The sequence below is a fragment of the Parabacteroides sp. D25 genome (assembly GCF_000307475.1).
GTDB lineage: Bacteria > Bacteroidota > Bacteroidia > Bacteroidales > Tannerellaceae > Parabacteroides > Parabacteroides distasonis.
Genome location: NZ_JH976502.1, coordinates 40,879 through 59,427 on the forward strand (window position 1 = coordinate 40,879; position 18,549 = coordinate 59,427).

An 18,549-nucleotide genomic window follows, 5' to 3' on the forward strand; every position below is an offset into this window, starting at 1 on the left:
ATGTTTTAAATAATTGAATATTACTAACTTATAAAAATTAATCGTATGAAAAGAAGACTACTTTTTTTGTTCGCCGTCTTTATGGTGGGTGCAAGTGTGGGGTGGGGACAAATGATCCCTACATACTACAAAGTGGCTGTAGGAACAGGTGGTGATGGATCATCTGCTGGTTCACCCATTTACAAGGCAAACTTGGAAGCAGCATTGTCTGATGCGGCATTATCTTCATTAGATAGTGTGATCATATTGTTACCTGAAGGGGAATACTCGGCTAATGCAGCTCCTTATTCTATCACCAAATCATCATTGGCTATCATTGGTGAAGGTGATACCTCAACAGTTACAATTAAGTCTCCGGTAGATATTGAGCTAACAAACGGAGGGAATGTGTCTTTCCAAAAGGTACATCTAACAGCAAAAACATCGACTGGACGAGGAGTTGTCGATATTAAATCCTCTAAAACGACAGTGTCTTTCAGTGAGAGTAAGATAACGATAGAGGGGCGGGGAACGGGTGATAGTGGTTCCGGGGCTTGTTTCGGTATAGTGTCTCAATTAACTGTAAATGAGAATACCGTAAACTTTATCAACTCCCGTATGTATATGTCTGAGGGTTTTGAAAGAGGACTTGCATTTCGTGATGGTGGAGGCCATACACTCAATTTTATAGGAAGTAAGATGGAGGGGCCTTCAGCTAAAGGTTTATATCCTTACGTGATCGGCATTTGCTCATGGGTGGGAGGAACTGATAATACTAATCCGGTAACTTATAATATAAGGAATTCTGTAGTAGATGTGAATTATTATGCAATATTTGCCATCAACCAAGCGGGGTACACAAATGCCGTAAATATAACTATCGACAATTCCAGTGTAACTGCTTGGGCCGCACTTTTTCTAAGAGGTGATTTAGTAAATGAAGCCTACCCGCATAATGTAGCGATCTCTAATACTCATTTGTATGGACGTTCTTACCAAAATGGGCCAAGTGATGGATTTGGAACTGTCGTTTTGGATAATTGTCAAAATTTGACTATGACGATGGACTCTAAAAGTTCTATCGTTTCAGAGAATAAAGCACCGATAGATAGCCCCATCACCTATATGTGTGTGGCTGATGTCCGTAAGAATACTTCCGGTACTTGGACGTTTACATCCACCGATGGCTCTAAGGCTTTAATCCAATCCAAGAATGACAAATATGCTCCTACATTATTTTTTGATGATGCAGGAACATATTTGGAGGTTTTAGGGGTTGAAAATGTTGAGTTTAAGACTGAAAACGAGAAGCCTTGCATTGTCTCGATTCATAAGAACGGGACTTTGAACAATGCGGCATCCAGTTTAGACGTATTATTGACGAATATGATTTTAGAAGAGGAGGATAAAGTGATTTTCCCGGAAGGAGAATATACTTTACCAATGACGCTGCCTCTGGATAAATCAATCACGCTTCATGGAGCTGGGCAAAGTCAGACAATTGTAAATGGGCATATTTCCGTTAATTCACCATCAGGAGGCTCAGTTGCATTGACCGTAAGCGATATGACCTTAAAAGGAACTGATAATTCCTCTGCGCATGGGCTTATTGGTATGATTGGAACGGGCAAGGATATCGTAAAGTTAACCAATTGTAAGTTAGATGGTGGTGCGGTTACCGCTCAAACCGCTGCCGTAGGTGTCCGTATGGAATCAGTGGGAGCGGAGTTAAGCTTGACGAATACGGATATCGATGTCAATTATTATGGAATAGGCTTACGGAATAAAGAGCAAGTCTTAGATATTACGGGAGGAACCTTTACCGCATGGGGGGCGATCATGACATCAGCCGGAAGTATGAGTCCAAGTGATGGTACATTAGCTAATACGAATACCCGGATAACGGCGAAAGACGCGACATTCATCAGTAGGACTCTTCTGAATGGGAAAAGCAATAGTTATGGAGCTGTTATTCTTCAGGAAAAATACAACGGAGTTACAGCTGATTTCACGAATTGCGAGTTGCGAGCGGTAGATGGATTAGATCCTTTGATAAATGCTACCCAAGCTACGGCTACGGATATACGTTCGTATGGAAATACGATCACATTTACAGGTTGTACGTTGTCTTCTTTGGAAGGAACGAATAATCTCCCGGATGGAAGTAACGGATATTTACATGCCGGAGTTATTCGGCTAGGTTGGAGTGGAACGGATGATAAGTCGGAATTTGCGGATAATACGATAACGATCAACAATTCTACATTGAATGGCAAGGAGGGAGAGAACTGGGTCTATTCACATCGCGAAAAGGAGGCGAAAAAATACGACAAGCTGACGATCAATGGAACTGTTTATGATCCGGCCTCGGGTCTTATTTGTTATGGAGAGCCAGATATTCAGAATAAGATTGATAATGCGGTAGCGGGAGAGACGATTTCTGTTCCGGCGGGAGAACATGCGGGTTTCAATGTCACTACCGCTGATGTCCGGATAAAGGGAGTTTATGGAAAAACGATTATTAAAGGAACGAAGAAGTATACGGGTTCTTCCATAGCTTGTATCTCTGCGGATAAGGTGACTTTGATGAATCTTTCTTTCAAGAGTTCAACGGATGGCTCGAATCGTCCAACAGCATTGTTTGTCGGTGGAGGTACGGTGGAGATTGATAGTTGTATTTTTGAGGATAAGCTACTCCAAACAGGTTTATATTCGGAACCGGGTAGTACTCTTAAAGATGCGACCTTGTTGGTTCATAACAGTACTTTTAATGTATATGATAAGAATTTGTTGATCTCAGCGGGACGACTTAACGCTATGGTCAAGAATAATGTTTTTACGGATAGTGATATTTCGGTAGCGAAGAATGACGGCTCGAATGTCGTTGAATCAAATGAGTTTCATAATTGTGTCGTGAAAGTTGAGGATGGTGTAACATTCCAATATAATAAGATGTACCCGGGCGACCAGACATATGTATATTCCATTCGTCCCAATAATTTAGAGGGAACGGTTGTTGCGCCGAATAATTATTGGGGAAGTGATAATCCGGATTTTTCTGCCTTGATTGATAAAAGCAGGGCACCGAACGGATCTGTAGATTATTTCCCCTATTATTCGGATGTCGCTTTGGGTACCTTAATCTATAAGATGGTAACGATTTCGGAAGATACGGTCTGGGCCACTCCGCATCCAAATCAAAAGGTCACCGTCTTGGATGGCGCGACTTTGACGTTGTCTGTTCCAATGTCTTTAGATACCGTTACCATGAGAGAAGGTGCGCAAATAAAGTCAAATCTTGCGGATCAAACAGGAAGCGTGACCACTAAGTCTCTTCGTTTCTCTCCGGATCTCTCCGGTACTGAGTGGAAGGCGTTAGGAGTGCCATTAGCCTCTGCCGTGATCAAGAACTCTACGGAGGAGGAGATCTCGGCTCCAAGTGTTCAAAATGTTGATAATGGTATCTGGTTCGCTAGGCTGAAGGATAACAAGACTCCGGAGTTCGTGGTGGATGAGAGTGCTTTTGGCATGGCTGGTCTTTGGGCGGCTAATGGCGATACCTATACGATCTCTTCTGAAGGAGCTTTTGAATTCAAGACCTTGGAAGAACCTGCCGCTCCAACTGAAACAGGTACTTTCTTGATGTGCTCGAATCCGAATACATTTACGATTACCTTGAAACAATCTGCTTATATATTGACAACGGATGGAACCTCTTTCGAGCAAGAGGCAAATCCGGAGATCAAGCCTTTCCAAAGCTTTGTCTTGACAGACGCCAAGACATTGAGTACGCTTCGCTCTTTACGTATCGGCGATGGCGTGGTTACGGGCAACCAGACGATCGAGCCGGTAGATGGTTATTACGTGACTACCGATCGTGGCGCTATCGTGATTCACACGCCGGAGCCTATGGACGTGGTGGTTATCAGAATGAATGGCAAGGTCGCTTATCGTGGCGAGGTTACGGACGGACAGCGGATCATGGTTCCTTCGGGCATCTATGCCGTGAACGGTCAATTAGTAAGGGTTAAATAACGATTAAAACAAAGATAAACATGAAAAAGAGTATATTAGCGATATTCCTTGCTGTCATTGCGATGGCACAGGTACATGCGCAAGATTCAGATTTACGTTCCGCCCCGGATCTTCCGACGTTCAAGGTGACATTGAATTATAGCTCGGCGAATACGGATCAAGGAACCATAATCAGTACGGTAGCCACAGGTTCCAAGGTGGCATATAATAGTAAACCCGTTTTCACGATCACGGCGAAGCCCGGATATGTCCTGTCGGATATAACGATGAATACGGCTACTATTGGCACGTTACCGAGCGGTACTTTTCAAAATGATAATACGACCACCTATTCCTATACTTCCACCGCTTTGACCGGTAGTACGGAAATCAAGGCGGTGTTCAAGGCAAAAGAGCAGGTGACAGTCACGATCTCTCCTGAGTATGCCACCTTGGATGAGATAAGGGCGAAGGTGAATTTGCCCAAGGTTACTTTTGACCCGGTTATTACGGGGTATAAAGTACAATACAGGGAGGATGGCTCTGCTGCTTTGACGGATGAGTTACCCGAAAAGGCTGGACTTTATTATGTTGTCGTAACCAAGTCGGAGACTGATACGCAAGCCGCCATAAACAAGGAGATTCTATTCAAGGTACAACCGCCCCATACGCTTTCTTACTCGTTTGAGGAGGCGCAAGGATCTGTAACCGCTTCTATGGATGGCTCCATTATCGCCAGTGGTGATGAGATCGTTTATAATAAGCCAGCCGTATTGAAGATTGCCTCCAAGCCCGGTTATGTGTTGAGTAGACTTACCGTAGATAATAATGAGGTGACTTTGCCGAAAGGAACTTTTAATTCTTCTACGAATGAGACTTCCTACGCGGATTATACGACATCGGCGTTGACCGCTTCTACGGTTATTGACGTGCGATTTGCCGCGAAGAAAACCGTATCTGTAACAGCCAATCCATTATCTGCCACGAAGGATGAGGTTTTGGCTGGTAAGAATCTTCCGGTTATTACATTTTCCCCCAATACGATAGCGGGGCAGAAGGTTCAATATAAGAACGCTTCCGGAGCTTTATCCGATAAACTTCCTGCGGCGGATGGTGTTTACACGGTCGTCGCGACCAGTCCCGAGACCGCGGAATATGCCGCCTTGAAGGATGAGAACATGAAGTTCACGGTATCTAAAGCGAATGTATTAAATTATAACGTGGAAACGGCCGGACAAGGTACGGTTACCGCCAAGATGGGCTCTACGGACATGGCAAGCGGTAGCGAGATCATTAACGGGCAACCTGCCGTATTTACAATTATCGCTAACCCCGGATTTCTATTGAATAAGATTGTTGTGAATGGAACCGCGGTATCAGCCTTGCCAAAAGGTGCGCTTAATAAGGATAACACCATCTCTTATACCTATACGACCGCCTCGTTAACCGCCTCTACGACCTTATCGGTAGGTTTCGCCGCAAAGAAAACGATTGCTGTGAATGTAACAGGTTCTTCGGCGACAAAAGATGAGATCGTGGCCGGGAAGAATTTGCCGGTTATTAAGTTTACGCCGGAAATAGCGGGACAAGCGGTTCGATATCGTGCGGCCGATGGTTCGGAGACTTCCACGTTACCGCAGATAGTCGGAGCTTATAAGATCGTCTTATTTAGTCCGGAGATCATGGAGTATGCCGCGTTAGAGGATTCCTCTAAAACGTTTACGATCCGTAATGCCAATACCTTGGCTTACGCTGTCGATGGTGGACAGGGCACGGTTACCGCCAAGATGGATAACAAGGACATCATGAGCGGTGGTGAGATCGCTTACGGTAAGCCCGTCATTTTCTCGATCGTATCGAATGCCAACTATAGGCTAGGGGCTATTAAGCAAGCCTCTTCGGATGTGGATATCTCGAAGATCAAGGGAACGTATGCTAATGGAAATACCTCTTACACGTACACGACTCCTAATCTGATGAGTGGCGATAGCTATACTTTTGCGTTCGTCTCCAAGGATACGGTGAGGTTCGTGGCTAACAACCTTGTCCAGACGGTCGGCTCCATCAAGCCGGTCACGGTAACAAGTGCTGTGGAGGATATCAAGATCGAATATCAATTGAGCGGTAAGGCTTGGGTTACGACATTGCCTTCCACGCTGGCCGTGGGTTCTTATAAGGCCCGTTTGAGCCGTGCGGAGGACTTGACATACCGTAGCCTCTCTGATACGGTTACGTTAGTGGTGGAGAGCAAGAAAGAGGTGGAGAGTTTGGTGTTACCTACTCCGGGTCGTATTGAGGAAGGACAGGCTTTATCGGCGTGTACCTTGATCGATGGAACTTCTTCCGGATCATTTATCTGGAAAACTCCGAACGAGATCGCTTCTCTGGATAAGAAAAAGTACGACTTGATATTCGAACCGAATGATCCTGTTCTCTATGCGGCTAAAGATACGTTTATAACCTTGAACGTAATTCCTGTTTATTCTATGAATGTTACCGCCGGTAATTTCGGTACTGTCATCTTGGAGGGGCGTACCGCAAATGATAAATACGCGAGAGGCTCGGTTTTGAAAGCGACAGCCGTTGCGGATAAGAATTACCGGTTTGCCGGTTGGAGTGATGGGAATACATCGGCTACACGGGAGTTGCAAGCGAATACGAACTTGGATATCGTAGCCCGTTTCGATTCGATCGTTTATGGCGTGACGTTTACGAATCCGATGAATGGTTCCTTGAAGGTCTTCGCGAATGGCGTGGAGGTAAAGAATGGTGCTGAGTTTTTGCAGGGAACCTTATTGACTATCACGGCGACTCCGGATCCGGGCTATATGGTTCAGTCCGTGAAGGTGAACGGGGCTTTGGTGAATAACGGTTCTTATACTTTGATACAAGCCGCTGATATATCGGCCGATTTCCTTCAAAAAGAACCGGATAAACATTTGGTAAAGGTTGGGGAGTTGAAGAATGGTAGCGTGAATCTGATCGAGGTGGATACGAAGGCACCCGTTACTCCCGGTGAGGCTATCTCTGAAGGTGTGAAAGTGAAGGTGATAGGAAATGCGGATTATGGCTATGAGCTGGCATCCGTGAAAGTGGAAGGCGCGAATTATAATGAGGCTGATGGCTCATTTATGGTTGGGACCGGAGATGTTACGGTGAACGCGAGTTTCCAATTGGTGAAATATCAAATAACCTCGGCGTTGAATATCCCCAATGCGGGTAAAGTCGTATTGAAAGATAAGGCCGGTAAAGAGGTGGCTTCCGGTTCAAAGGTACCTTATATGACTCAACTGACCGCTTCTGTTGAGACGGAAACGGGATATCGTTTTATGAATATGATGGTGAACTCTTCCGAGATCAAGGATGGAGACGTATTCACCGTTTCTGGCCCTATGGTTGTTACCGCTAATTATGTGGAGAAGAAAGATTTGGCTTCGCTGATTGATAAGACGACGCAAACGGTAGTCTATAATAAGCAATACCGGAATTTCGAGGTTAAGATTACGGGCTATTCCGGTTTGGACTTTAAGGTCGCATATTCCCGGAGTGGGGTAGAAATGACAGAGAATCCTAAATCGGCCGGAACTTATAAAGTTCGGATTACCCGTGGCGAGGATGATTTATTTAAAGCCGTGGATGTAACTGCCGAGCTGATTATCAAGAAGGCTGGTATGGCATTGCTGAAAGAACCGACTATAGAAGGGGAGGATTATTCAAAGATTGACGCTAAACTTACTCAAGACTTCGAGGATGTGGAATGGAATCCTTCTACACAAAAATCGGCGCTTCGTGCGAACGTGACTGGAAGCCCGACAAAGGATCAGGTAAATATTCTGCGCTTTACCCCACTTGACAAGAGTAATTATGAATCGGTAGATTATTCAATGCCGGTTGGTGAAGTAAAAACGTTTTCTTTAAGTGCCTCAAATACGGAGGTTACGAATGGAGGCTTGGTTATTAGCGATTATTCTAAAATTCCGGAGAATACGGTTATAAAGTTACGGGCGGTAGCTCCTAGCGAGAATCAGCGTTTTGATTCTTGGGGTGAAAATGTCTCAAGCACCGATAGAAAGAACCCAGAGATAACGGTTACTTTGGCGGCTGATGCGACATACACCCCGAATTTTGTGGATAAACCTAAAATAACGGCGAATCCTTCAGATTTGGAGTTTGTTTATAATGGTTCCGTAAGGCTTGTGGAATTGAAAGACATTTTGAGCGGTAGTTATCCGACAGATGTAAATATTAAATATTCAAATACGGATGGATCGGTTGCTACCCCATTGAACGCAGGTACTTATCTTGTGACTGTAACACGTACCGGGGACGAGAACTGGCGATCTTTCGAGGCAACCAAGAAATTAGTGATAAAGAAAGCGAAGGTCGTAGAGGTAGTAGCTCCTACCGCATCTACGATCACGGAAGGTCAGTCCTTGTCGGAATTCCTATTATCCGGTGGTGTTGCGAAAGGTGCCGATGGAACTACCATATCCGGTAAATTTGAATGGGCTGATGCGTCAGCTATATTGAAACCCGGCGATAGCCAGAAAAAGGAAGTGATCTTCACGTCGTATGATCCGAATTATGAGGATGCGACTACGAATGCGGAGGTTACGGTGAAAAGTTCGGATGCGTTAGTTGTCACGTTCGCTCAACCGGAAAATGGTTCTTTGAAAGTCTATATGTTGAAAGGTGAGGGCGAGAAGACCGAGATAACGAGTGGAACCGCTGTGGCGAAAGCGACTAAGCTAACCATTGAGACAGAAGCCAATCCGGATTATGAATTGGCCGTTATTCAAATAGGCGAAGAGAAGTATACGACTTCGCCTGTAGAGATTGAAGTCGATAAGTCCTTGGCTATTATAGCAGAGTTCAAGCCGGTTTCTACACCTCCGGGAACAGATGTGGCTGTTACGGGAGTTTCTTTGAATATCACGTCCAAGGCATTGGCCGTAGGTGAATCTTTTGCCTTGCAAGCGAAAGTTACCCCTAATAACGCCACTATGAAAACCGTCTCTTGGAGTAGCAGCGACGAGACGGTGGCTACTGTTGACGCGGATGGTGTCGTTACCGCATTGAAGATCGGTACTTGCAAGATTACCGTGGCTACCGATGATGGAAACAAGACGGCGTCTTGTGTGGTAACTGTCTCCGGTACGGTAGGTATCGAGCAAATCATCGACGATCATCAAATCTATTGCGAGCGAGGTGCGATAACCGTTCATCCGGCCCGTCCAATCTCGATCCGTATCATAGCGGTGACTGGAGTTAGCCTGTATGGCGACTCAATTATCGGACCTACCCGCATCCCGGTATCGACAGGAATCTATCTGATAGAGATCAACGAGAATGGCAAGCATATAACAGTGAAAGTAAACGTTCGCTAACAACCTTATTTTAAGAAACTAACCCTTGAGTCTTTAATGTTGGGGAAGGCCGCTAGGAATACTCAGTTCCGGCGGTCTTCTTTTTTATCATTGTATATGTACGAATAGCCTTTGTTAGAGTTGTAGAGGTTAAATATTCTAAAACCCTTTCGGCTTACTTATTTTATTCGTTCTTTTGCAAGAAAATTGGGAGGTGTGTTCTCTGTACGCATCTCCTTAATTTATTTAACGTTAATAAGTGAGAGTCTGATGGCTGAAAATAAAAAAGTTAGTTCTGTTTCTTTCTTTAACTCCCGGCTTACGTCTGTTATTAGTATCTCCTTGGTACTATTCTTGCTAGGACTCATTCTATTGATAGGGATGTTGGGTAATAAACTCTCCGTTTATGTGAAAGAGAACTTATCTTTCTCCATCGTGCTGAAAGATAACCAAAAAGAAACTGAGATAAAGAAAATGCAGAAGAGCTTGGATGCTCTTCCTTTTATAAAATCAACCGAGTATATATCGAAAGAGCAAGCCGCGAAAGAGTTGGAGGAAGAACTGGGCGAGAATCCGGAAATCTTCTTAGGCTTTAACCCTTTACAGGCCTCGATTGAGGTGAAACTGCATTCGGAGTACGCCAACCCCGATAGCCTCCAAGTGATAGAGAAGAAGATTAGAAACTATACGTCGGTCTCGGAGCTGCTTTACCGAAAGGATATGATGGAGATAGTCCATAATAATATGAAGCGGTTGGGCTTGATCCTGCTTACCTTGGCGGCGGTACTGATGATTATCTCGTTCGTGTTGATCAGTAATACGATTCGCCTGTTGATTTATTCCAAACGATTCTTGATTCATACGATGAAGCTAGTGGGGGCTACTTCCGGCTTTATACGTAGGCCTTTTGTGAAATATAACATAGTAAGTGGCATTTTCGCCTCTATCTTGGCAATATTGATGCTAACCGGAGCGTTATATTATTTGCAAAATGAATTGAAAGGTTTTATCCAGATATTGGATATGCAAACATTATTATTGGTTTATGTGGCAGTGTTTGCTTTAGGTATTGTCTTGTCCGTGATCGCGACCATTTTTGCCGTGAATAAATATTTGCGGATGGGGGTCGATAAGTTGTATTATATTTAATGTACGAATAATAAAGAGTTGAGAAAGATGGCTAAAAGAGATTTTGCTTTCGGAAAAGAGAATTTTATACTGATTGCGGTAGCGGTTGCCTGCATCGTGCTTGGTTTCATATTGATGAGTGGTGGAGGTTCCGGGGATAATACGTTCAATCCCGATATATTCAGCGCCCGCCGTATCGTGGTAGCTCCGGTGGTTACGGTTATCGGTTTCGTGATGATGATTTTTGGAATCTTGAAGAATAGCAAAGATAAAGAAGTAACAGAATGAGTTGGTTTGAGGCCTTGATACTGGGTATCGTACAGGGATTGACCGAATATCTGCCGGTGAGCAGTAGCGGTCATTTAGCGATTGGCTCAGCTTTGTTTGGTATAGAGGGAGAGGAGAATCTTGCGTTTACGATCGTCGTGCATGTGGCGACCGTATTCAGTACGTTAGTGGTTTTATGGAAGGAAATCGATTGGATATTCCGTGGTTTATTTAAATTTCAGATGAACGCAGAGACGAAGTATGTGATCAATATCTTGATTTCCATGATTCCGATCGGGATCGTTGGGGTATTCTTTAAAGATACGGTAGAACAAATCTTTGGATCGGGTTTATTGGTCGTTGGTTGTATGCTGCTATTGACGGCGGCTTTGCTGGCATTTTCGTATTATGCCAAACCACGCCAGAAAGAGTCGATCTCGATGAAAGACGCTTTTATTATCGGTCTGGCTCAGGCTTGCGCCGTGATGCCGGGTTTGTCTCGTTCCGGATCAACGATCGCTACCGGTTTGTTATTGGGAAATAATAAGGCGAAACTGGCCCAGTTCTCTTTCTTGATGGTAATTCCTCCGATCTTAGGAGAGGCGTTGCTGGATGTGATGAAGATGGTGAAAGGTGAAGATGTGGCTGGGGACATTCCTGCGTTATCATTAGCGGTAGGTTTCATGGCCGCTTTTGTTTCCGGTTGCGTGGCCTGTAAATGGATGATCAACATCGTGAAAAAGGGGAAACTGATTTATTTCGCTATCTATTGTGCGATTGCGGGATTGGTGACAATTGCTTGTACATTACTTAAATAAAGAATGGATTTTATAGCTGGAGAGATTTTATATTTTAATAAACCGCTAACGTGGACTTCTTTTGACCTAGTTAACAAATTTCGCTATAAGCTAAGTCGGAAACTGAAGGTAAAGAAGATTAAAGTTGGACATGCGGGGACACTGGATCCCTTGGCTACAGGTGTGATGATCGTTTGTACCGGAAGGGCTACGAAGCGAATCGATGAGTTTCAATACCAGACGAAGGAGTATATCGCTACGTTGAAGTTGGGAGAGACTACCCCGTCTTTCGATTTGGAGAAAGAGATAGACGCCGTGTATCCCACGGAACATATAACCCGTGAGCTCGTGGAGGAGGTTTTAAAGACATTCGTGGGTACGATCCAACAGATTCCCCCGGTGTTCTCCGCTTGCAAGGTGGAAGGTAAGCGTGCTTATGAGCTAGCTCGGAAAGGGGAGGAGGTTGAACTAAAATCCAAGACATTGGTTATAGACGAACTGGAGTTGCTGGAGTGTGATTTGCCTGTTATAAAGATACGGGTGGTATGTAGCAAAGGTACCTATATTCGTGCGTTGGCTCGTGATATCGGGAAGGCCTTGGATTCCGGCGCTCATTTGATTGGCTTGGAACGGACTCGCATCGGAGAGGTAACCTTGGATATGTGTATGTCTCCGGAGGAGATCGATGATTTCTTAGAGCAGAATGTGGTAAAAATAGAAGAAGAAAAATAAATAGAGTGCATTATGAAGCTTTCGAAATTCAAATTTAACTTACCGTCGGAATTAATCGCTTTACATCCGGCGAAGAACAGAGATGAGTCGAGGTTGATGGTCGTTCATCGTGATACGGGTGAGATCGAGCACCGCGAATTCAAGGATATTCTAGACTATTATGGAAAAGGTGACGTGTTTATCTTTAATAACACGAAAGTTTTCCCCGCTCGCTTGTACGGTAACAAGGAGAAAACAGGGGCGCGTATCGAGGTGTTCTTGTTGCGCGAGCTGAACGAGGACTTACGTTTGTGGGACGTATTGGTGGATCCGGCTCGTAAGATCCGTATCGGTAATAAGTTATACTTTGGCGAGGATGATTCCATGGTCGCGGAGGTAATTGATAATACGACTTCGCGTGGTCGTACGCTCCGTTTCTTATATGACGGGAACCACGACGAGTTTAAGAAGGCTTTGTATGCCTTGGGCGAGACTCCGCTGCCTAAGTATATCGAACGTGAGGTGGAACCGGAAGACGAGGATCGTTATCAGAATATTTTCGCCGCGGAAGAAGGTGCGGTTGTGGCTCCTGCTGCGGGATTGCATTTTAGCCGTGAGTTGATGAAACGTTTGGAGATCAAGGATTGCCAGTTCGCTTTCTTGACATTGCATTCGGGCTTGGGTAATTTCCGTGAGATCGACGTGGAAGATTTGACAAAGCATAAAATGGATTCTGAGCAAATGGTCGTAAATGCCGATGTAGTGGATATCGTGAACAAGGGAAAGGATGAGGGGCACAAGGTTTGTGCGGTCGGAACTTCCGTGATGCGTGCGATCGAGACGGCCGTAAGTACGGATGGTCATCTGAAAGAGTTCGAGGGCTGGACGAATAAGTTTATCTTCCCTCCGTATGATTTCAGCGTGGCTACCAGCATGGTGACAAATTTCCACATGCCGTTGTCTACATTATTGATGATGACAGCTTCTTTCGGTGGTTATGAGTTGATCATGGACGCTTACGATATCGCTTTGAAAGAGAAATATCGTTTCGGTGCTTACGGCGACGCTATGCTAATCCTTTAATCCGGTTTCTATGGCGACAGCTTACCTTGGATTAGGTACGAACGTAGGTAATAAACGAGGAAATTTGGTGACAGCGGCGGCGCTGTTGGCTGAAAGGGTGGGAGATGTTCTTGCCCTTTCTGATATGTATGAGACGGAGCCTTGGGGATTTGAATCGGACAACACTTTCTTGAACGCCGTGATCGTTATGACGACGGAACTTTCCCCTATGGAATTATTAGACGCTACCCGTTTGATCGAGATCGAGATGGGACGTATCGAAAAAAGTGACGGTGCGTATCATGACCGTATCATCGATATCGATCTGTTAATGGTGGATGAGCAAATCCTGCATACGGAGCGGCTGACGCTACCGCACCCTCTGATGCACAAACGGTCGTTTGTTATGGAACCGTTGGCAGAAGTAGCTCCGTTGGTGAAACATCCTGTGTTTGGCAAGACGATGCGTGAACTTTTATCCGAATTATAAGTTTTAATTATGAACTACGAGATTTGAGTTATGAATAAAGAAATTAATAAAGCGATGACGCAAGGGATCGTCTTCAAGAAAGCGAAAGGCGAAGCGGAAGATTCGAATGGTAAGAAAATCAAGTTCTCTGATTTCTTGAAAGGGACACATGGCTCTGATTCAGCGAAATGGAAGGCCGGTTTTAAATATAAAAAAGCCTTACGTAATTCCAAAAAGAAGAAATAATTTTCAATTTTCAACTTTCAATTCTCAATTATTGCGTATCTTTGCGAATGAATTGACGTGGATAGATTTGTATTGCTTGCAACCACGGGAAAAAATGCTAAAAACATATCCTTTTCGTTGCCGTCCGGCAGAAAAATCCTTCCAAGTTCAATTCAGTCATAGATTAATAACTAACGAGCATTGTCAATTGCGACCTGTGGTTTATCCCCTAATTCTCAATTTTCAATTCTCAATTTTCAATTTAAAACGATGAGTTATTTATTCACCTCCGAATCGGTGTCTGAAGGGCACCCCGATAAAGTAGCCGATCAAATATCGGATGCTTTGCTGGATGAGTTCTTGGCGTATGACAAGAATTCGAAAGTTGCTTGCGAAACCCTTGTTACAACCGGACAGGTTGTCTTGGCTGGAGAAGTTAAATCAAGTGCGTATGTGGATGTGCAGGAAGTGGCACGTGGCGTGATCGAGAAGATTGGTTACACGAAAAGCGAGTACCAGTTTGAAGCGAAGTCATGTGGTGTGTTCTCTTCTATCCATGAGCAGAGTGGCGACATCAACCGTGGCGTAGAGCGTGCGGATCCCTATGAGCAGGGTGCCGGCGACCAAGGTATGATGTTCGGTTATGCTACTAATGAGACTGAGAATTATATGCCTTTGGCGTTGGACTTATCTCATAGTTTATTATGGGAATTGGCGAAGATCCGTAAGGAAGAACCGGATTTGATGCCTTATTTGCGTCCGGACGCTAAGAGTCAGGTTACGATTGAATACGATGATAACGGTAAGCCGTTGCGTATCGATACGATTGTGGTATCCACGCAGCATGATGAGTTTATCGGTCCGAAAGGTATTTCACAGAAGGAAGCGGATGAGGCTATGCAAAAGAGGATCGCCTTAGACGTGAAGAAGATATTGATACCTCGTGTGAAGGCTCAATATCCGGCTCATGTACAGGCTTTGTTTAATGATAATATCATTTATCACGTGAACCCGACCGGTAAGTTCGTGATCGGTGGTCCTCACGGTGATACCGGTTTGACCGGCCGTAAGATCATCGTGGATACATACGGTGGCAAAGGTGCTCATGGCGGTGGTGCTTTCTCTGGAAAGGACCCTTCTAAGGTAGACCGTTCGGCTGCTTATGCCGCTCGTCATATCGCTAAGAATATGGTTGCCGCCGGTGTGGCGGATGAGATGCTGGTACAGGTGTCTTATGCGATCGGTGTGGCTAAACCGATGAATATTTTCGTGAATACTTTTGGCCGTGCGAAGGTGAATATGACAGACGGAGAGATCGCCGCGAAGATCTGGGATATCTTCGATATGTGTCCGAAAGCGATCGAGGAGCGTTTGAAATTGCGTAACCCGATTTATTTCGAGACCGCTTCTTATGGCCATATGGGACGCAAACCCCAGACGGTGACGAAGACATTCTCTTCCCGTTATTTGCAGAAGCCGGTTACTTGTGATGTGGAGTTATTCACATGGGAGAAATTGGATTATGCAGATAAGATCAAGGACGTGTTTGGTCTATAAAAAATAAGTGGAAAAAGTAAGCTGGCTTAAATGGCGAAGTATGTTAAGATACTTTGCCATTTAAGTTAAGATACTTAGCCGATGAAGTTAAGATACTTTGCCAAGTATGTTAACTTACCCTTCCTCTTGGAGCATTTCTACTTCTTTTACTTTCCTGAACAGGTCGGACGCAAAGATGAAATCGTTCAACGCTTGGTTATTAGAGGTGATTACCTGCTCTTTTGTTCCTTGCCATTCCTTCACGCCTTCCTTAATAAAGATGATATTATCACCAATATTCATCACGGAGTTCATGTCGTGGGTATTGATAACGGTCGTCATATTGTACTCCACCGTAATGTCGTGAATCAAATCATCAATCAATAGAGAAGTCTTGGGGTCTAGTCCGGAGTTCGGCTCATCGCAGAACAGGTATTTAGGATTTAGGGAGATCGCTCTTGCGATGGCGGCACGTTTCATCATACCTCCACTGATCTCGGAAGGATATAGATGTCCAGCCTCGGACAGGTTTACACGTTCCAAACAGAATTCCGCACGTTTCCTGCGCTCTTTCGTTGAGTCTTTAGAGAACATATCTAAAGGAAACATTACGTTTTCCATTACCGTCATGCTGTCGAATAAAGCGGAACCTTGGAACAACATACCCATTTCCCGACGCAGCATATTTAACTCATACTTGTTCATCGTGATCAAGTCTCTACCGTCGTATAATATCTGTCCGGTATCAGGTTTCATTAACCCGATGATATTCTTGATCATTACCGTTTTACCCGAACCGCTTCGTCCGATGATCAGATTCGTCTTACCATCCTCGAACGTCGTACTTATATCTTTCAAGACGACACGTCCATCGAAAGACTTCGTTATATTCTTAACTTCGATCATTTTTAAGTAAGCATTAAATGGGTTAATATTACGTCGGCAAGTAAAATCATGATACTGCTCATGACCACGGCATTCGTACTTGCCTTACCTACCTCTAGGGCGCCTCCCTTTACGTTATAGCCAAAATAGGCAGCGATGGATGAGATGATGAACGCATATACTACGGATTTGATAATAGAATACCAAATGTAAAACTCGTTGAAGTAGAATTGCAAACCGTACTCGAACGAGGAAGGAGTCATTCCCGTACTCGTTGAGTAACTGGCGAATATGCCGCCCATGATACCGGTGAACATACTGAAGATAACCAATACCGGAATAAAGATCATCAAACCGAGCATTTTCGGAAGGATCAGGAAGTTGGCTGAATTAACACCCATGATTTCCATGGCGTCTATCTGCTCAGTGACTCGCATGGTTCCGATCTCGGAGGCGATATTACTGCCTACTTTACCCGCTAGGATTAGTGCCATGATAGAGGAAGAGAATTCCAGCAAGATAATCTCACGGGTGGTATAGCCGATCGTAAACTTAGGAATCAAGGGGGAACTGATATTCAAGGAGATCTGGATGGCGATAACCGTACCGATAAAGACCGAGATGATTATGACAATCCAAAGAGAATCCACGCCTAGCTTGTATATCTCTTTGATCAATTGCTTAAAGAACATACTCCACCGGTCTGGAAGTGTTATACTCTTCATCATCAGTAGGGTATACTCACCCATTCTGTGTAATGCTTTATTCATTTTTATCTTGATAAATTTCTGATTTCAATTTGCAAAGATAGCGTAAAATCCACTAATAACCATATAACATCTTAGAAACAAGATTGGTTTTATTTGTAAATCCTATGGTATTAAAGTTTGCCACATCCCTCTTTTTTAACTATGTTTGTTTTCTTAAATACTAAAAAATACTTTTATGAAGCGAATTCTTTTAGGAGTGATCGGCTTGCTGTGTTTATGTGTGGCTTGCCTGCGGAAGGATCTTTCTTTTAAGCCGGGGGAAGTTTGGCCGGATGATAAAGGGGTACATATAAACGCTCATGGTGGCGGTATTCTACGGGTTGGGGATACTTATTATTGGTTTGGTGAACATAAAACGGAGGGCTCGGCTGGAAATCTGGCTCAAGTAGGCGTTCATTGCTATTCGTCGAAAGATTTATATAATTGGAAAGACGAGGGAATCGCCTTATCGGTCGTGCCGGATGATACGACGAGCCATATTGTTAAGGGATGCGTGTTGGAGCGTCCGAAAGTGATTTATAATAAAAAGAATGATCAATATGTAATGTGGTTTCATTTAGAGCCGAGAGGTGCTGGCTATTCGGGAGCATTGAGTGGAGTGGCTGTCAGTAAAAACGTGGCGGGGCCTTACTCGTTCGTAAACGCTTTCCGTCCGAATGCCGGTTTTTGGCCGGTTAATGTACAGGAACTACATAAGCAACCTTGTACGCTTTCCGCAGATCTACGTTTTAGCGGTGGAGAGTTACCTGCCCATCCGGATAGCTTGAATTTATTGGGGCGTGACCAAATCTCCGGACAAATGGCTAGGGATATGAACCTTTTCGTGGATGACGATGGCATCGCTTATCATATTTATTCCTCGGAAGAGAATAGTACCTTGCATATATCGCAGCTGACCGATGATTATACGAGTTATTCCGGTAAGTACGCCCGTTTCTTCCCGGGGCGTTTCATGGAAGCTCCAGCCTTGTTCAAACAGAAGGGGAAATATTATTTGATTATGTCCGGCTGTACGGGCTGGGCTCCGAATGCGGGACGATCGGCGGTCGCTTCCTCGATTTGGGGACCTTGGAAGGAATTGGAAAATCCGTTTAGGGGAGAGAACTCGGAGGTGTCGTTTTATTCTCAGAGCACGTACGTATTGCCTGTACCCGGCCATGCGGATCGCTTTATTTATATGGGAGATCGTTGGACTCCGGAGAACGCTATAGACGGACGTTATATCTGGCTTCCTATCCGATTCGAGGGGGAGCAACCCGTGATCGAGTGGCGATCTGAGTGGAGTTATTAAATTCTCTTATCGCTTTTTTGCGAATGTATGTGATGTAGATCTGCGGATT

13 protein-coding genes are annotated in these 18,549 nt (G+C 44.4%); 11 read left to right on the forward strand and 2 right to left on the reverse strand.

Annotated elements, in window-relative coordinates:
* The first annotated feature begins 45 nt into the window (after positions 1-45).
* From HMPREF0999_RS07020 to metK, 10 genes are all read left to right on the forward strand, one after another.
* Positions 46-4,014, forward strand: coding sequence for a hypothetical protein (locus tag HMPREF0999_RS07020; RefSeq protein ID WP_009275556.1), 3,969 nt, complete (start codon positions 46-48; stop codon positions 4,012-4,014).
* A 20-nt stretch (positions 4,015-4,034) separates the two neighbouring features.
* The gene (locus HMPREF0999_RS07025; RefSeq protein WP_009275557.1) at positions 4,035-9,380 is read left to right on the forward strand and encodes an Ig domain-containing protein; all 5,346 of its coding nucleotides are present in this window, start codon (positions 4,035-4,037) and stop codon (positions 9,378-9,380) included.
* A gap of 249 nt (positions 9,381-9,629) precedes the next feature.
* Positions 9,630-10,508, forward strand: a complete 879-nt coding sequence (locus HMPREF0999_RS07030; RefSeq protein ID WP_008779926.1) for a cell division protein FtsX — start codon at positions 9,630-9,632, stop codon at positions 10,506-10,508.
* Positions 10,509-10,535: 27 nt separating this feature from the next.
* The gene (locus tag HMPREF0999_RS07035) at positions 10,536-10,775 is read left to right on the forward strand and encodes a DUF3098 domain-containing protein (protein ID WP_005853907.1); all 240 of its coding nucleotides are present in this window, start codon (positions 10,536-10,538) and stop codon (positions 10,773-10,775) included.
* Positions 10,772-11,572 carry an undecaprenyl-diphosphate phosphatase gene (locus tag HMPREF0999_RS07040; protein ID WP_008779927.1) on the forward strand — a complete coding sequence of 267 codons (801 nt, stop codon included), beginning with the start codon at positions 10,772-10,774 and terminating at the stop codon, positions 11,570-11,572. Before HMPREF0999_RS07035 ends, HMPREF0999_RS07040 begins: the two co-directional genes overlap by 4 nt.
* 3 nt (positions 11,573-11,575) lie before the next feature.
* Positions 11,576-12,283 (forward strand): tRNA pseudouridine(55) synthase TruB, encoded by a 708-nt coding sequence (gene truB / locus HMPREF0999_RS07045; protein WP_008779928.1) that lies wholly within the window; start codon positions 11,576-11,578, stop codon positions 12,281-12,283.
* A gap of 12 nt (positions 12,284-12,295) precedes the next feature.
* Positions 12,296-13,345, forward strand: a complete 1,050-nt coding sequence (gene queA / locus HMPREF0999_RS07050; RefSeq protein ID WP_005853911.1) for a tRNA preQ1(34) S-adenosylmethionine ribosyltransferase-isomerase QueA — start codon at positions 12,296-12,298, stop codon at positions 13,343-13,345.
* 10 nt (positions 13,346-13,355) lie between these two features.
* Positions 13,356-13,814, forward strand: a complete 459-nt coding sequence (gene folK / locus HMPREF0999_RS07055; protein WP_008779929.1) for a 2-amino-4-hydroxy-6-hydroxymethyldihydropteridine diphosphokinase — start codon at positions 13,356-13,358, stop codon at positions 13,812-13,814.
* Between the two features lie 30 nt (positions 13,815-13,844).
* Positions 13,845-14,039: a hypothetical protein gene (locus HMPREF0999_RS07060; RefSeq protein WP_008778718.1), complete on the forward strand. Its 195-nt coding sequence runs from the start codon at positions 13,845-13,847 to the stop codon at positions 14,037-14,039.
* Positions 14,040-14,288: 249 nt separating this feature from the next.
* A complete protein-coding gene (gene metK, locus HMPREF0999_RS07065) occupies positions 14,289-15,575 on the forward strand; it encodes a methionine adenosyltransferase (RefSeq protein ID WP_009275558.1) in 1,287 nt (428 codons plus the stop codon).
* Positions 15,576-15,689: 114 nt separating this feature from the next.
* Here the strand turns inward: metK and HMPREF0999_RS07070 are convergent, their stop codons facing one another.
* Both HMPREF0999_RS07070 and HMPREF0999_RS07075 read right to left on the reverse strand, forming a co-directional pair.
* Positions 15,690-16,460, reverse strand: coding sequence for an ABC transporter ATP-binding protein (locus HMPREF0999_RS07070; protein ID WP_009275559.1), 771 nt, complete (start codon positions 16,458-16,460; stop codon positions 15,690-15,692).
* Positions 16,461-16,462: 2 nt separating this feature from the next.
* Positions 16,463-17,209, reverse strand: a complete 747-nt coding sequence (locus tag HMPREF0999_RS07075) for an MlaE family ABC transporter permease (protein ID WP_008773770.1) — start codon at positions 17,207-17,209, stop codon at positions 16,463-16,465.
* A 175-nt stretch (positions 17,210-17,384) separates the two neighbouring features.
* Between HMPREF0999_RS07075 and HMPREF0999_RS07080 the strand changes: the two genes are divergently transcribed.
* Complete coding sequence (locus HMPREF0999_RS07080; RefSeq protein WP_008779930.1) at positions 17,385-18,500, forward strand: glycoside hydrolase family 43 protein; 1,116 nt, start codon at positions 17,385-17,387, stop codon at positions 18,498-18,500.
* Positions 18,501-18,549: the final 49 nt, after the last annotated feature.

Coding starts and splice junctions, on each gene's coding strand:
- HMPREF0999_RS07075 (WP_008773770.1), bottom strand. CDS start 17,209: ATGAATAAAGCATTACACAGAATGGGTGAGTATACCCTACTGATGATG.
- HMPREF0999_RS07030 (WP_008779926.1), top strand. CDS start 9,630: ATGGCTGAAAATAAAAAAGTTAGTTCTGTTTCTTTCTTTAACTCCCGG.
- HMPREF0999_RS07060 (WP_008778718.1), top strand. CDS start 13,845: ATGAATAAAGAAATTAATAAAGCGATGACGCAAGGGATCGTCTTCAAG.
- HMPREF0999_RS07025 (WP_009275557.1), top strand. CDS start 4,035: ATGAAAAAGAGTATATTAGCGATATTCCTTGCTGTCATTGCGATGGCA.
- HMPREF0999_RS07020 (WP_009275556.1), top strand. CDS start 46: ATGAAAAGAAGACTACTTTTTTTGTTCGCCGTCTTTATGGTGGGTGCA.
- HMPREF0999_RS07035 (WP_005853907.1), top strand. CDS start 10,536: ATGGCTAAAAGAGATTTTGCTTTCGGAAAAGAGAATTTTATACTGATT.
- truB (WP_008779928.1), top strand. CDS start 11,576: ATGGATTTTATAGCTGGAGAGATTTTATATTTTAATAAACCGCTAACG.
- folK (WP_008779929.1), top strand. CDS start 13,356: ATGGCGACAGCTTACCTTGGATTAGGTACGAACGTAGGTAATAAACGA.
- HMPREF0999_RS07070 (WP_009275559.1), bottom strand. CDS start 16,460: ATGATCGAAGTTAAGAATATAACGAAGTCTTTCGATGGACGTGTCGTC.
- queA (WP_005853911.1), top strand. CDS start 12,296: ATGAAGCTTTCGAAATTCAAATTTAACTTACCGTCGGAATTAATCGCT.
- HMPREF0999_RS07080 (WP_008779930.1), top strand. CDS start 17,385: ATGAAGCGAATTCTTTTAGGAGTGATCGGCTTGCTGTGTTTATGTGTG.
- metK (WP_009275558.1), top strand. CDS start 14,289: ATGAGTTATTTATTCACCTCCGAATCGGTGTCTGAAGGGCACCCCGAT.
- HMPREF0999_RS07040 (WP_008779927.1), top strand. CDS start 10,772: ATGAGTTGGTTTGAGGCCTTGATACTGGGTATCGTACAGGGATTGACC.